This is a genomic window from Shewanella sp. OMA3-2 (assembly GCF_021513195.1).
Classification (GTDB): Bacteria; Pseudomonadota; Gammaproteobacteria; order Enterobacterales; family Shewanellaceae; genus Shewanella.
In genome coordinates, this window is record NZ_CP090974.1 from 2,525,012 (window position 1) to 2,539,731 (window position 14,720).

Consider the following 14,720-nt stretch of genomic DNA (forward strand, 5'->3'; position numbering starts at 1 on the left):
GAATGTGGGTAAAACTGAATCTAACAGTTAATTACTCTGCGTCAGCTTTAGGCTTCTCAATCACTTGAATACCTAGCTCTACTAATTGTTGTGGATTAGCAAAACCTGGGGCATTAGTTAGCGGGCACGCCGCTGTGGTCGTTTTAGGGAACGCCATAACATCACGAATAGAGCTTGCACCTGTCATTAGCATGATAATGCGATCTAAACCAAATGCTAAACCAGCATGTGGAGGTGTGCCGTATCGTAACGCCTCTAATAAGAAACCAAATTTTTCTTTAGCTTCTTCTTTCTCAATACCTAATAAATCAAACACAGTACTTTGCATTTCGGCATTATGAATACGCACTGAACCGCCGCCTAACTCACAACCGTTTAAGACCATATCGTATGCATCAGATACTGTGTTAGCGGGATCAAGTTTTAATTGCTCTGCGCTCACACCACGTGGCGCGGTAAATGGATGATGCACTGCGTGCAAGCCGCCTTCAACCTTTTCAAACATTGGGAAGTCAACTACCCATAATGGACGCCACTGGCCTTGCAGTAAATTAAAGTCTTCACCGGCTTTTAAGCGTAATGCACCTAGCGCCTCAGCGACAACATTCGCTTTATCGGCACCAAATAAAATGATGTCACCTGTTTGAGCGCCTGTGCGATCAATTATTTGCTTAACGATGTCTTCATTTAAGAATTTAAGCACAGGTGATTGAATACCGTCCATGCCTGCATCAACATCATTTAGCTTCATCCAAGCTAAACCTTTGGCACCATAAATACCGGCGTATTTAGTGTAATCATCAATTTGTTTACGTGATAACGAAGCACCAGTAGGGATACGCAGCGCAGCAACACGACCTTCGACGTCATTTGCAGGACCATTAAATACAGCAAACTCAACCTCTTTGACTAAATCGGCAATATCGACTAATTCAAGAGGATTTCGTAAATCAGGCTTATCAGAGCCAAAACGGCGCATTGCATCTGCATAGGTCATTCTCGGAAAATCACCTAAATCGACATTTAACAAATCTTGGAATAAGCCGCGCATCATTTGCTCAGTTTTTTCCATCACTTGTTCTGATGTCATAAAAGATGTTTCGATATCTATTTGAGTAAACTCAGGTTGGCGATCAGCGCGTAAGTCTTCATCACGGAAACACTTAACAATTTGATAATAACGGTCAAAACCTGACATCATTAATAGCTGTTTGAATAGCTGTGGTGACTGCGGTAATGCAAAAAATTGACCTTTATAAGTACGGCTAGGGACTAAATAATCGCGAGCTCCCTCAGGGGTTGCCTTGGTCAAAATAGGTGTTTCTATGTCTAAAAAGCCATTTGAGTCGAGAAAGTTACGCACATAACTGGTGACTTTGGCGCGGAATATAATCCGTTCAGCCATTTCAGGACGACGTAAATCAAGGTAACGATATTTTAAACGTTGCTCTTCACTATTATTTTGGTAATTGTCCATGCTCAGTGGCAGTGGCGCAGATGCATTGATAATCGTTAAGCCTTTACCTAAGATTTCAATCTCACCCGTTTTCATTTGTGCATTTATTTGGCTGTCTGGACGAGCACGGACTATACCAGTTACTTGAACACAAAATTCACCGCGTAAGGTACTGGCGACATCAAATACATCTTTTAAGTCAGGATCGTAAACAACTTGAACTAATCCTTCACGATCACGTAAGTCTAAGAAAACCACACCGCCTAAATCACGGCTACGATTAACCCAACCAACTAAGATAACTTCTTGACCTAAATGAGACTTATTAATGTCTCCACAATAATGGCTACGCATTGAACTCTATCCTTTAAATAAAAGCGATTTTAGCAAAGCAAACGTTCGCATATCAAAAATGATAAAAACGGCATTATATACCCAATCAAACCCAAGATGCTCGTCTCTAGCAGAATTTATTCATCCTAATTGAGCCTATATTACTCGGCTTTTACTATTAAGACTTAAATAGCAAAATGTAGCGGGCATCATTAAGGATAGCTGGATATATGCCGTAATCAGAATATGACAGGCAGTATCAAGGAGAATGAGTTAATTAACCAGAGTAGAAATGGTTATTTACAATCAACTGAATAAAAAAACAACACACTATCTCTATTTGGGAAAGTTGTGCTTCAATATATCACTGCTTTCGATAGAAAAAACTGTAATATTAGCTACATACTGAACATTTTTATTTAATGATTGATTCGATGTTGATGACCACCAACCCTTTTCGCTTGATACATTAAACTATCAGAATGCTTCATTAATTCTTCAGCAGTAACGCCATCATGTGGATACACTGCAATACCGATACTGGCAGATATTTGAATTGATTTACCTTCAACATTATCAATTTTAGCGAGTTTGCTAAGTAAGGTATTAGCCACTTTCTTAGCTTGATCTACTGTTTCTAATTGGTTAATAATAATGACAAACTCATCGCCACCGAAACGAGCCACAGAGTCGGTATCTTTAATAATCGATTTAAATACCTCTGCAACCTGAGCTAACAAAATATCACCTATGGCATGGCCATGAGCATCATTAACAATTTTAAAGCCATCCAAATCAATAAATAACAAGGCAAACTTTGATTTCGTTTTTTGATGAATCTCAATTTCAACAATCAACTGTTCATCGAGTAGCGTCCGATTAGCTAACCCGGTCACACTGTCATGATTTGCTAAAAATACTAATTTATCTTCCGCATTTTCGCGACGTTGAATCTCAACTTTTAATCGTCTGTTCACAACCAAAACCGTTACAGTGATCACACTTATTACCAATAACCCAATAATAAGGGAGTTCATCCAACGCTGATAAAAGCGATCATCGGTATTCAACTTAACATCGTTCCACTTCCGATAGAGATGTTGTTGAGCGGTCTTATCAACTGTACTTATCACTCGATTAATCAGTGGCATCAGCTCCTCAAGGCCGGAAAATATACCAATTCGACTCTGCTCATCGGCTAAATCGGCTAGCAGTGACAGTTTTAAACTTGGAAAATCCCCATTTTTTAGCACGTCAGCTAGCGAGGTGACTTTCTCGATAAACATATCTGCATGACCATTAATGACGGCATTCAAACCAGAACGAGTATCTGGCACTAGCATTAATTTAATTTCAGGATATTGCTGTCTAAATTGTTCAATTAATTGATAACCTTCAATGACGGCAATGACCTTATTATCTAACTGATTTATATTAAAAATGGGCGGTTGAGTAAGATCGCTGGCTACCGCCCAGGGTGAAGGCCAATAAGGTTCACTAAATAAGACACTATTATCGCGTTCATGATTATAAGCAAGACTCGCAACAAGCTGAATTTCACCGCTGCGAAGTTGCTGCATCATTTGTTCAAACGTATCAAATGCAATGGGGATAATCGACACCCCTAATTGATTCACAAGAAGTGATTTCACATCAGAGTTGACCCCTAAAAACTCGCCGTTTTTACCTTGAAACTCCATCGGCCGCCAATCTTTAATGTAACCCATTTTAATGGCGCCTAAACTCGCTAGATATGTTCTATCTTGGCTAGATAAAATAATTTTTTGATTCTGTCCCGAAAAATAACGATCATCAGGATTAATAAGCCATTTTCGCTCAATTTGCAGACGCTCTTCAGGGGAAATTAATTCAAAGCCAGCACGAATTCGCTCCTCCAAACCACTGTCTTCCATACGGATCAAACTATAAATATCAGTAAAAAATTCGATATTAAAATATTGAGTAAAATCTGCCCAAAGCTTATTGCCTAATAAATAATGAGAAGTGGTCGCCGAAGAGGCAATAAAACCAATAATCTCACCTTTAAGTGCAGCATCAACCATAAGATCGGTCGATTCATAAAAACGTAATTGTGCATTTGGGTATAAAGCATGGATTTCAGAAATGTAGGGTGCTGTAGGAAACACTCCGATTCGAATATTGCCCAGTAAATTTAAGTCAGTAATATTCTTTTTTATACTAAAAAAGCGGCTTTTCACTGACGTAATATGCCAAGCTTGTTTAAGACCAGTATTCATTTCATTGCTTTCAGGATACCCAATATGCACATCAGCAAAACCACGCTTGATATCTGCAATAGAACTGTTCATATCACCTACAACAAAATCAATACTAATACCGCTTTTACTTGACCATAACTTCCATAAATCCACAAATAACCCACGGGGTAAACCATCGCTACCAATATCAACAAAAGGTTCAACATCGCTTTGCATAGCAATCAACAGTCCGTCATTTTGACGGTTGTAACCTAACCAACGACGTTCGATACGTTTAATTTGTTCTGGATCAACTTTTTGAAACCCCTGATTGATTCTATTCAATAATGAGGCATTTCCTTTTTTAACTGCTGCAACTAGCGTTACTTTCTCTATTGGTAGCCGAGTTGAACTGTAATAATCATTGGCAATGTTTTGCTCCAATGTCATATCACGTTGATAGCCTTCAATTCCGGCAAAGACCAACACCTCGCCATTCATGGCTCCAATAAGTAAAGCGTCTCTGCCGCTATATTTACGAAAATTAAAGTTTGGATTGATAGCGAGAAGCGATTGTTCATGGGATGACCCCTCAACAATCCCAATTTGATAGGGTATTAAATCAGTAAGCTGATGTTTTTTCCCAATCGATTTATGAATAAACAAATAAGTTTCAAGTGATGTGATCGGATTAGAGAAATCAAACATAGCTTGTCTAGAAGCATTAGGCACCATACCGATATGTATATCGACATCACCCGACTGCAGGCGGTTTAAAGATTGTTGCCAATTCTGAATATGGAATTCAACTTTAGTATTTGTAACAAGTGCCCACTCTCGCCAAAGGTCAACTAAAATACCCGCAGGCTGCTGATTTTCATCAAAATACTGAAATGGATAGGTATCCTCTCCCATTACAATTTTCAATGTAGCACCTGTAACAGCGGTGTTTTGTGAACTTGCGATAGCATTTGCTATATTGGTAATACTGATTACTAAACAGAAAAGTAATCCGACGATTAATTTCAAGTGTCATCCCTATCTACTAGATATACTAATCATTATTAATGGAAATTAAGCGAGGCTTATTGATGATATTTCCACTAAAAACTAACAAAACTGAACATCCTTAATGTCGTAACTTACCTCAGAACGCGTTACTTTTCTAATAAATATTGTCTTGTTAGCGATTAGTTTTCCAAGGTTTCTGCATCAAACTGTAAATTAAGTCATCACACACAAGATAATAAAATTTAATATATTTTTAACCAGCACTTGCTGGTCATCACTATGATTAGCTAAAATGTGCTTAGAATTTTAAAACCTGTTATCACATGCACTCAGAACTAGACAATATTTATGCTTCAGCGACTAATAAGGTTGCTGATTTTGTGTTTGATCAAAAAGTCGCTGGCGTGTTTAACGACATGATACGTCGATCTGTTCCTGGTTATGGTCAAATTATTAATACTATTGGTGACTTTGCTAGTACTTATGTAACTAAAAAATCAAATGTTTACGACCTTGGCTGTTCACTCGGGGCTGCGACCTTGAGTATTCGACGTCAGATTGATCAACGTCAATGTAAAATTATTGCCGTTGATAATAGCCAATCTATGGTTGAACGTTGTAGTGAAAATCTTTCAGCCTATGTCAGTGATACGGACGTACAGCTGGTGTGCGGTGATATTCGAGACATTGAATTTGAAAATGCTTCTATGGTGGTGCTAAATTTTACCCTGCAGTTTTTACCCGTATCGGATCGTGACACATTAATTAACAAAATATATCAGGGTATGCTACCTGGGGGCATTTTAGTTATATCAGAAAAATTACGTTTTGAAGATGAAACAATACAAGTCTTACTTGATAAACATCATTTAGATTTTAAACGTGCAAATGGCTACAGTGAATTAGAAATAAGCCAAAAAAGAAGTGCTCTTGAGAATGTGATGCGCCCAGATACACTCAACCATCATCAACATCGCTTTGAGAAATGTGGCTTTCAACACTTTAACGTGTGGTTTCAATGTTTCAATTTTGCATCGATGGTGGCAATCAAATGATTAGTTTTAGTGCATTTTATAAAGAAATTGCAGATTCTAACCTGCAACATTGGTTAGAAACACTACCGTCTATTTTGGGTAATTGGCAGCGTGAACACAAACATGGCAATTTACCTAAATGGGAAAAAGTGCTCAACAAACTGCACTACCCCGCGCCTGATTTAGTTGATTTCACATCCAATGTCACCATTGGCAGCGGTAAACAGCTTACCGATGGCCAGACTGAAAAGTTGTCTAATTTACTCGGTTTATTTCAACCTTGGCGTAAAGGCCCCTTCTCTATCCATGGCATTGATATTGATACAGAATGGCGAAGTGATTGGAAATGGGATAGAGTTAAGGCTCATCTATCGCCTTTAAAGAACCGAACAGTATTAGATGTTGGCTGCGGAAGTGGTTACCATATGTGGAGAATGTTGGGTGATGGCGCAAAATGCGTTGTAGGAATTGACCCTTCTCCGCTATTCTTATGTCAATTTGAGGCTGTAAAACGTTTAGCTGGTAACCAACATCCAGTTTACTTATTACCATTAGGTATAGAAGAACTTCCACCTTTAGATGCTTTTGATACTGTATTTTCCATGGGCGTACTTTATCATCGTCGCTCACCGATTGATCACATTATGCAATTACGTGACCAATTAAGGATGGGAGGTGAACTGGTTTTAGAAACGTTAGTAATAGAGGGTGATGAAAACGCTGTACTTGTCCCTAAAGACAGGTATGGAAAAATGAATAATGTGTGGTTTTTACCCTCAGTGGCCGCATTAATCTTATGGCTTGAAAAGTGTGAATTTACCAACGTCAGATGCGTTGATGTCGATACCACTTCATTAGCAGAGCAGCGCAGTACGACTTGGATGAAAAATGAATCACTTGTTGATTATCTTGACCCAAATGATGTCAGCTTAACGGTTGAAGGTTATCCCGCGCCTAAAAGAGCCATTATTATTGCCACTAAGAACCAACCAAATTTAGATTTAATTTAACTCATAATATTCAACAGGAATTGACATGTTTAAGCAGGCACTTGTACTAACTACTGCATTATTGATTGTTTCAGGTTGTACAGCAACCCAGCACTCACACGCGCCATCAATCTCAAATGCTGATTTAAGCAGCACGCTGCAAACATCCCAAGCACAAATTATTACTGCTTTTAATGATCAATGCAGCCAACAATCAAATGATATTACTGAATTATCGACAGAGTTACGTAAATTAAAAACCCAGGTTAGTGAAGCAATGGCACAGTCACAAAAACTTGCAGTCGCCCCTGTTGCTGTACCCGCACCTCGACCAGTATTTGTGCCATCACAATGCCCTGAGTCACTTGTGGGTGAGAAATTCTTACTGGGCGAAGCAGAAAGTGTTTATATGGATGAAGTTAAAACCACATTCGCTACCCGTATCGATACAGGCGCCGAGTCCTCTTCTTTAGATGCTCGAAATATTGTCCTTTTTGAACGAAATGGTGAAGAATGGGTGAGATATGATGTGATGACAAACGGGCCTGAAAAAGCGGGCAATACTTTTGAATCTAAAGTTGAACGTTTTGTTCGCATCAAACAAGATGCAGCCAGTGATGACGACCGCCGTCCAGTGATCCACGCACACCTTAGAATTGGTCAATATTCTGCTGAAACAGACTTAAATTTAACTGACAGAAGCCATCTAGATTATCCGTTACTTCTTGGCCGTAAGTTTATGAAAGATATTGCCATCGTTGATGTAGGACAAATCTACATTCACGGTAAAGATAAAAACCAAGTGACCACACTCATTAAATAGGCGACAAAATGCACTCTCGTAAACCGTTTTATATATTTGTATTTTTACTGTTTTTTGTCGGTATTGGTGCCAGCATCTATCGTGGTATTGAACACAACGTACCATTTTTACCGGTGAGCAGGTTCAAAGTTGGGCTATTGATGCAAAAGTCAGTTTTAGTGGTCGTAACCAACCTGCTGAAGTGCAATTCTCATTACCTAATGATCCGGCTTTTGACATTCTGGTCGAAAACACAACCTCCCTGGTTACGGTTTAACTATTACTGAAGAACAAAATCGTAAAGCGATTTGGTCGATCAGAGAAGCGTCAGGGCCACAGTCTTTATTTTACCGAGTGACATTGGTGCCAACGGGTAAACTGGAGATTGAATCCGATCAAGAACCTACTGATACAGAACTTTATCTTTGGCCAGCTACTGAGAAAGCCGCAGCTGAACAAATTGTAGAAGAAGTTTGGCTACGCAGTGCAACCAATTTATCTTTTGCAAAGCAACTGATGGAATTGATCAACGATGATAATCAAAGTCAAAATATGTCGTTATTGCTGTCGACCAATACTTCGACTAAATTATTCTTGCAAATGTTACATACTAAAGGTGTTCCTGCACGAAATGTAAGTGGCTTATTGTTAGAAGATCAACGTCGTCGTCAAACGTTAACTACATATGTTCAAGTTTATCAAGATGGTTTATGGCACTTATTTGATGTCATAAATGACAAACAAGGTCGAGATAATAATCTTGTATTATGGGAATATGCTGGCGGCTCTGTATTAGAAGTGATGGGCGGTCGTAGCTCACAAGTTAGTTTTTCGATGCTACAAGATACGCGTTCTGCATTAGCCACCTCTATTGACATGATGATGACGGATGATGCATTAGATTTTTCTTTGTACCAACTTCCACTTGAAGAGCAAAGTTTATTCAAGGGCATTTTATTAATCCCTATCGGTGTCATGGTAGTTGTTTTCCTTCGCGTCATTGTGGGTATCAAAACATCTGGTACCTTTATGCCAGTATTGATAGCAATGGCCTTTATTCAAACCACCCTATTAACCGGTTTAATTGGCTTTCTATTGATTGTGGCTTTCGGCTTAATGATCCGCTCCTACCTCTCCACACTCAATTTATTATTAATATCCCGAATATCCGCGGTGATTATTGTCGTGATCTTTATCATCGGCTTGTTTACGTTAATCTCATTTAAACTGGGATTAAGTGAAGGGCTAACGGTAACCTTTTTCCCAATGATTATTTTAGCTTGGACAATCGAACGTATGTCTATTCTGTGGGAAGAAGAAGGCCCTAAAAAAGTCTTTATTTCAGGTGGTGGCAGCTTGTTTGTTGCAACAATAGCTTACCTCGCTATGAGCAGTGAATTAGTACAACACTGGGTATTTAACTTCTTAGGCATCCATTTGGTTATCTTAGGTTTGGTGCTGGTAATGGGTCAATACACTGGTTATCGTTTAACCGAGTTAAAGCGCTTTAAACCCTTAGTGGGAGAGAAGTAATGAAGTATGCCTGGCCTTGGGAATTAAGCCGCGCAGGCGTGCTGAACATGAACAAGCGTAATATCGGTTATATCGGTAAATATAACCCACGTAAACACTATAAACGTGTGGACGATAAGTTAATTACCAAGCAATTAGCATTGGCAAATGGCATAGCTGTACCTGATTTAATTGGTGTTGTTCAAGAGCAACATGATATTGAACTGATACCAGCGATGGTAATAGATAGAACCGGTTTTGTTATCAAACCCGCTAAAGGCTCTGGTGGCAAAGGGATCATGGTTATTACTAGAGTTGAGAATGGCCGTTACTACAAGGCTAATGGCGACGAAGTGACCCCTAATGAAATATACCGTCATGTATCTAATACGTTAAGTGGTTTATTTTCGCTGGGTGGCAGACCTGACGTTGCTATTGTTGAAGGCTTAATTGTATTTGATCCCGTTTTCAATGGCGTCAGTTATGAGGGGGTACCGGATATACGTTTAATCGTATTTAAAGGATTCCCTGTTATGGGCATGCTGCGTTGTTCAACGGCCGCATCTGACGGCAAAGCTAACTTGCATCAAGGTGCTGTTGGGATTGGGTTAGATATCGCCACAGGCAAAAGTTTACATGCGGTTCAATTTGATGTTCCGGTTGATAAGCATCCTGATACTCATTTCCCTTTATCGGACATTCAAGTGCCGCATTGGGAAACATTACTTCATACAGCCTCAAGGGCCTATGAAATGTGTGAAATGGGTTACCTTGGAACCGACATGGTATTAGATAAGAATCGAGGACCATTATTGTTAGAGCTTAATGCTCGTCCAGGTTTAACCATTCAAATTGCAAATGGTAAAGGCATTCTCCCCCGCCTTAAACACGTAGAGTCTTTAAAAGGCGCGACAATGTCAGTAGATCAACGTGTAGAATATGCGAAAAAGCATTTTTGCGATCAGCCTAAGTTTTAATTTATTGGCCACGGCATATGCCGTGGCCAATCCTTTAAGCCTGTTTGTTGAGCAGTGTTTACAATTTGATGCTAAAACTCAGATTGCAATTCCTACTGTATGGCAATCATCAACTGCTTACTCATCCGCAACACAATCAGTATCACTAAATGAATTAATTGAGTTTGAGTCGTCCCTGCTGTCACTCAATAATTTAAATGATCGCAATAATTATTATCGCCAACTAACTCAAAAAACTGAATATCAGCAAAACCTGTTGATGTGTCAAGTTCATTTAGCGGATGAGCTATCATGGTTACTCAACCAAATCGATCCACAATTATTACAAGCCGATAAAACCAGGCTCAAGCTATCACAATCTGATAAATCTTATTATTGGTTACTAACCAGTATTCAACAATTAAAAAACGCCCAGCTTAATGTCGACGGTAAGTCTTTGCTGCACGGTCTACAAACCAGTATAGAGCACTACTTAAGGCAACAGTATTTATTCGATGCAAGCGCAGAATGTGCGCTAGACACTTCTTCAGAATCAACAAAAAAATCGATCCATAATCTTTCTATTTCTACTACTGCACAGAATATTGCTCGTTATCTGGTTTTGCAGCCGAAAGCATCGTGTAGGCAACAAGCGTGGATTGCTTATCAAGGACGAGCTAAAGAAGTTAACCAAACAAGTTTACTTTCTATTCATAAAATTAAGACAATACAAGCACAACAAAACGGTTTTATTCATTCTGCTGACTTTCAATTAAAAAACAGTGAGTTAACCTTTAATCAATTAACACTTTTTTTAAACAGTCAAACAAAAAATATTAATATTGCACCTTGGAATTTACCACAAGCATTAAAAACACTGCCAAAAGTTGAAGTGAAAATTCAAAATACTGCACATTTTATTGAAACAGCATTTAAACAATTTTCGCTATTTAATTTGTATTTTGAACAAATTCCATCAAGCACACCCCCCCTAATATTTATCGCGTTTGGCATAAAAAAAGATTGTTAGGTGAAATTTATCTCAATATTGATGCTGGCATTACCGCTAAGCCAGTAAACGTTGACTATTACAGCATAAAACAGGCTGTTGTAGGACAGCAATTAGGGCAATATGCTTTGAACGTACCTTTTGCATTAACCAAGGTAAAACAATATGACGATCTGGTATTTGCACTCAGCGATATTGTGAATCAGTTAGCAAAGGGAAGTCCGTTTTATTATGTTAATCAGCAGAATGTTTCACCACTTAATCAGCAGTTAGGTACCTATTGGTTAGCGACATGGTTAACATCAAGCTTAAAACTGGATCATGGACAACATCCAAGAAATAAACTCATTAATGCTTTTAAAAAACAACAGCAAGTATTTCGTTCCAAAGTTGCCCTGCTCTTTTATCAACAACAAGATCTGTCTATATATGCTTTACACCAACCCCTTTTAAACCGAATATTGTCTCAATCCTTTGAAGACAGCTTTGGCGTCCCTTATTTAACAGCTTCTGATGCGATATTTAGTTATCTTGCCATTGCTAATCAAGGGATTAGTTATTATCTTCTTCTGTGGCAACAAGCACTCGCACAGTTAATTTACAGTGAAACACTTTCCGCCAGTCAAGCTCAGGAAATATTCGACTTAATTGTTGTAAATGAACATCACCAAAGTCTTTATGACCAATTGTCGGCCGTTTTTAAACACCCAATGGATTTTGAACACCTATTATGGAGAATCAATTATGTCGGCACTAAGTAAGAGTATACCCCTCTCATTATTGGCATTATCAGCGGCGTTATTAACCAGCGGTTTATTTGCCAAAGAATCATACGTTACACCGGCTCACAATTTAACGGGTCAACAAATATATCAGCAAATCAAAACAAATTTTGAAGCGAACCTTTATACCTTACCGCCAAGGGTCCAGGGGCATTACGCTATTCGTCAATACCGTATGACTGGTGATACAAAGTATGCTAACGGCTCACTAATTGATTTACTCACCATCGCAGAGGCGCAAGCTTACTTTGCTTGCAACCTCGATAAACCCAACTTTATTAAACTAGAGTCAGCCTTAGCAGGAGATCAGTTAGGCAATAAATCAAGAGGCATGGCACGTAAAGCGGCCATAGTGCCTTACCCAAAGTTTATGCTATTTACTGATTTATTGCGTTTTTCAAGTCGCATTGATGAATTTGGTTTTACTGGCCCTTGTCATAATTTGTTGTTGGACACATTAAAGGCGCATGATTTTGCTCCAGCCTTTACAGATAAAAAGATGATTGAGTCTTGGGCTGCACAGCTTATTAACTATGTATTTTGGGCTAAACAAGTCGGTGTAGGTGACTATTACCAAGCTTATAAGACCGCTTTTATTAACACTTATCCAGACAGTAAAGATGCGTCTCTTTCTAAAGCACAATACAAAAATAAAATTTATGGTATGACCCATTTTATTTTTGCTGCTAGTGGATATTATCAAAATCAAGTTGATCCGAAAGAGTTTAAGTGGATCCTAGATTATTTTGAAAAAAATCTAGATAAAATTATTGCCGATACCACGGAAGATATTATTACAGAAGTGGGTATCAGCTTCTTGATAACAGGCCATAAAAATCATCCTGTAACTCAAAAAGTGAAACAGTATATAATTGCAGCATATAATCCTGAAACTCAAATGATACCGTCTCCTAGCGGTGTATCTGATTTATCATCGGGAGAGCACAGAAATGTACTTGCCATGATGCTACTAGATTGGCCTGAAACCCTTCACCCTGGCCCGTATCTAGGCAATATCGCTAACACGAAGAAAAACCTTCCGCGTTTAGTGAAAATTAAACCAGCAAAGATCAACTGACACTAGTAACATCGATCTTACCAAGTCTTAGATACAAAAAAACCCAATGCATGCATTGGGTTTTTTATTAAGCTAACATTACAAATAATTTATTCCGCTGCGTCTTCAGTACGGAATTTATCAGCAGTTGCTTTAATGATTGGCTGTAATTCACCTTTTTGGAACATTTCGGTAATAATGTCACAGCCACCAATTAACTCGCCTTCTACCCACAACTGTGGAAAAGTCGGCCAGTTTGCAAATTTAGGTAACTCAGCACGAATGTCTGGGTGCTGTAAAATATCAACAAAAGCAAACTGTTCACCACAGTTAATCATCACTTGTGCGACTTGAGAAGAAAAACCACAACTAGGCAATTTAGGCGAACCTTTCATATAAACAATGATTGGGTTTTCACTGAGTTGCTGCTTAATTTTGTCTACAGTTTCCATTTTAATTCCTAATGGTAGATAAAGTGTTTATGCCTATATTGTACGACACCTTAAGCCATAACAAAATGCCACAGTTTGTAAGGGTATAGATAAATTCTTATTATGAATCGTGATTATCGATATTATTCAAGAAACAATGATTCACATCACAAAAATAATCAGTACAATAGCTGCAGAGCAATGTACCTACTTAGATATTATTAGGTATAAAAACGATAACCTAACTCCAAGGAGAGAGACTAATGGCTTTCGAATTACCAGCATTACCTTATGCAAAGAACGCACTTGAACCGCATATTTCTCAAGAAACGATTGAATACCACTATGGTAAGCATCACAACACTTACGTTGTAAAATTAAATGGTTTAGTTGAAGGCACTGAGTTTGCAGGCAAAAGCTTAGAAGAAGTCGTTAAAACTTCTACTGGTGGCATGTTCAACAATGCAGCTCAAGTTTGGAACCATACTTTTTACTGGAACTGCCTAGCACCAAATGCTGGCGGCGCAGCAACGGGTGCTATCGCAGCAGCTATCGATGCTTCTTTCGGTTCATTTGAAGAGTTTAAAGCTAAATTTACTGACTCAGCAGTCAATAATTTTGGTAGCGCATGGACTTGGTTAGTAAAGAAAGCTGATGGTTCATTAGCAATCGTTAACACCAGCAATGCCGCTACACCACTGACTGATGAATCAGTGACACCTTTAATGACTGTAGATGTTTGGGAACATGCTTATTACGTTGATTACCGTAATGCACGTCCAGAATACTTAAACCACTTCTGGCAGTTAGTTAACTGGGAATTTGTGAACAGCAACTTCGCTTAATCACAACCCGTGTTATCTTAAAAAGAGCCTTAGGGCTCTTTTTTTATATCTATAATTTATCTTATTGACGAATTAAAACGCGTGAAAACTTAACCCAGCCTATAAATGCAACAATTGCAATTGCTACGTTCCCCCTTGTTTTATAAACAATAATTTATAAAACAGTTGCGCAATGTCACACTTTCTAGCCTAGACTTATTTTGTAGAGGCCAAAAAGATTCATTGGCAACAACGCCAATATAACTTGATTCCTCGCCATTGTTGCCATCCTGGCACAGACGTTT

General features: G+C 38.6%; 11 protein-coding genes and 1 pseudogene. 9 read left to right on the forward strand and 3 right to left on the reverse strand.

Annotated features, from left to right (window positions below; translation table 11 throughout):
• Positions 1-31: 31 nt before the first annotated feature.
• Positions 32-1,810 (reverse strand): aspartate--tRNA ligase, encoded by a 1,779-nt coding sequence (gene aspS, locus L0B17_RS11270; protein WP_235084876.1) that lies wholly within the window; start codon positions 1,808-1,810, stop codon positions 32-34.
• Between the two features lie 398 nt (positions 1,811-2,208).
• Positions 2,209-5,037: a transporter substrate-binding domain-containing protein gene (locus L0B17_RS11275; protein ID WP_235084878.1), complete on the reverse strand. Its 2,829-nt coding sequence runs from the start codon at positions 5,035-5,037 to the stop codon at positions 2,209-2,211.
• A gap of 305 nt (positions 5,038-5,342) precedes the next feature.
• Between L0B17_RS11275 and cmoA the strand changes: the two genes are divergently transcribed.
• The 8 genes and pseudogenes from cmoA to L0B17_RS11315 all read left to right on the forward strand — a co-directional run bounded on the left by cmoA (position 5,343) and on the right by L0B17_RS11315 (position 13,181).
• A complete protein-coding gene (gene cmoA, locus L0B17_RS11280) occupies positions 5,343-6,074 on the forward strand; it encodes a carboxy-S-adenosyl-L-methionine synthase CmoA (protein ID WP_235084880.1) in 732 nt (243 codons plus the stop codon).
• Positions 6,071-7,063, forward strand: coding sequence for a tRNA 5-methoxyuridine(34)/uridine 5-oxyacetic acid(34) synthase CmoB (gene cmoB, locus L0B17_RS11285; RefSeq protein WP_235084881.1), 993 nt, complete (start codon positions 6,071-6,073; stop codon positions 7,061-7,063). The genes cmoA and cmoB overlap by 4 nt, the downstream gene beginning before the upstream one ends.
• 25 nt (positions 7,064-7,088) lie before the next feature.
• Positions 7,089-7,865 carry an ATP-dependent zinc protease family protein gene (locus L0B17_RS11290; RefSeq protein WP_235084883.1) on the forward strand — a complete coding sequence of 259 codons (777 nt, stop codon included), beginning with the start codon at positions 7,089-7,091 and terminating at the stop codon, positions 7,863-7,865.
• A gap of 8 nt (positions 7,866-7,873) precedes the next feature.
• Positions 7,874-9,377: pseudogene (locus L0B17_RS11295) on the forward strand (inactive transglutaminase family protein).
• The gene (locus L0B17_RS11300; RefSeq protein ID WP_235084884.1) at positions 9,377-10,333 is read left to right on the forward strand and encodes an alpha-L-glutamate ligase-like protein; all 957 of its coding nucleotides are present in this window, start codon (positions 9,377-9,379) and stop codon (positions 10,331-10,333) included. The pseudogene L0B17_RS11295 and the gene L0B17_RS11300 overlap by 1 nt, the downstream one beginning before the upstream one ends.
• Complete coding sequence (locus tag L0B17_RS11305; RefSeq protein WP_235084886.1) at positions 10,296-11,342, forward strand: hypothetical protein; 1,047 nt, start codon at positions 10,296-10,298, stop codon at positions 11,340-11,342. Before L0B17_RS11300 ends, L0B17_RS11305 begins: the two co-directional genes overlap by 38 nt.
• Positions 11,336-12,082 (forward strand): hypothetical protein, encoded by a 747-nt coding sequence (locus L0B17_RS11310; protein WP_235084888.1) that lies wholly within the window; start codon positions 11,336-11,338, stop codon positions 12,080-12,082. The genes L0B17_RS11305 and L0B17_RS11310 overlap by 7 nt, the downstream gene beginning before the upstream one ends.
• A complete protein-coding gene (locus tag L0B17_RS11315; protein ID WP_235084890.1) occupies positions 12,066-13,181 on the forward strand; it encodes a DUF3541 domain-containing protein in 1,116 nt (371 codons plus the stop codon). The genes L0B17_RS11310 and L0B17_RS11315 overlap by 17 nt, the downstream gene beginning before the upstream one ends.
• An 89-nt stretch (positions 13,182-13,270) precedes the next feature.
• Here L0B17_RS11315 and grxD read toward each other — a convergent pair whose 3' ends face one another.
• Positions 13,271-13,612, reverse strand: a complete 342-nt coding sequence (gene grxD / locus L0B17_RS11320; protein WP_235084892.1) for a Grx4 family monothiol glutaredoxin — start codon at positions 13,610-13,612, stop codon at positions 13,271-13,273.
• A 242-nt stretch (positions 13,613-13,854) separates the two neighbouring features.
• Between grxD and sodB the strand changes: the two genes are divergently transcribed.
• Positions 13,855-14,436 carry a superoxide dismutase [Fe] gene (gene sodB, locus L0B17_RS11325; RefSeq protein WP_235084893.1) on the forward strand — a complete coding sequence of 194 codons (582 nt, stop codon included), beginning with the start codon at positions 13,855-13,857 and terminating at the stop codon, positions 14,434-14,436.
• Positions 14,437-14,720 lie beyond the last annotated feature (284 nt).

Excerpts from the sequence above, each read along its gene's own strand:
- aspS (WP_235084876.1), bottom strand. The coding sequence starts at position 1,810 with ATGCGTAGCCATTATTGTGGAGACATTAATAAGTCTCATTTAGGTCAA.
- cmoA (WP_235084880.1), top strand. The coding sequence starts at position 5,343 with ATGCACTCAGAACTAGACAATATTTATGCTTCAGCGACTAATAAGGTT.
- cmoB (WP_235084881.1), top strand. The coding sequence starts at position 6,071 with ATGATTAGTTTTAGTGCATTTTATAAAGAAATTGCAGATTCTAACCTG.
- L0B17_RS11290 (WP_235084883.1), top strand. The coding sequence starts at position 7,089 with ATGTTTAAGCAGGCACTTGTACTAACTACTGCATTATTGATTGTTTCA.
- L0B17_RS11300 (WP_235084884.1), top strand. The coding sequence starts at position 9,377 with ATGAAGTATGCCTGGCCTTGGGAATTAAGCCGCGCAGGCGTGCTGAAC.
- L0B17_RS11305 (WP_235084886.1), top strand. The coding sequence starts at position 10,296 with ATGCGAAAAAGCATTTTTGCGATCAGCCTAAGTTTTAATTTATTGGCC.
- L0B17_RS11315 (WP_235084890.1), top strand. The coding sequence starts at position 12,066 with ATGTCGGCACTAAGTAAGAGTATACCCCTCTCATTATTGGCATTATCA.
- grxD (WP_235084892.1), bottom strand. The coding sequence starts at position 13,612 with ATGGAAACTGTAGACAAAATTAAGCAGCAACTCAGTGAAAACCCAATC.
- sodB (WP_235084893.1), top strand. The coding sequence starts at position 13,855 with ATGGCTTTCGAATTACCAGCATTACCTTATGCAAAGAACGCACTTGAA.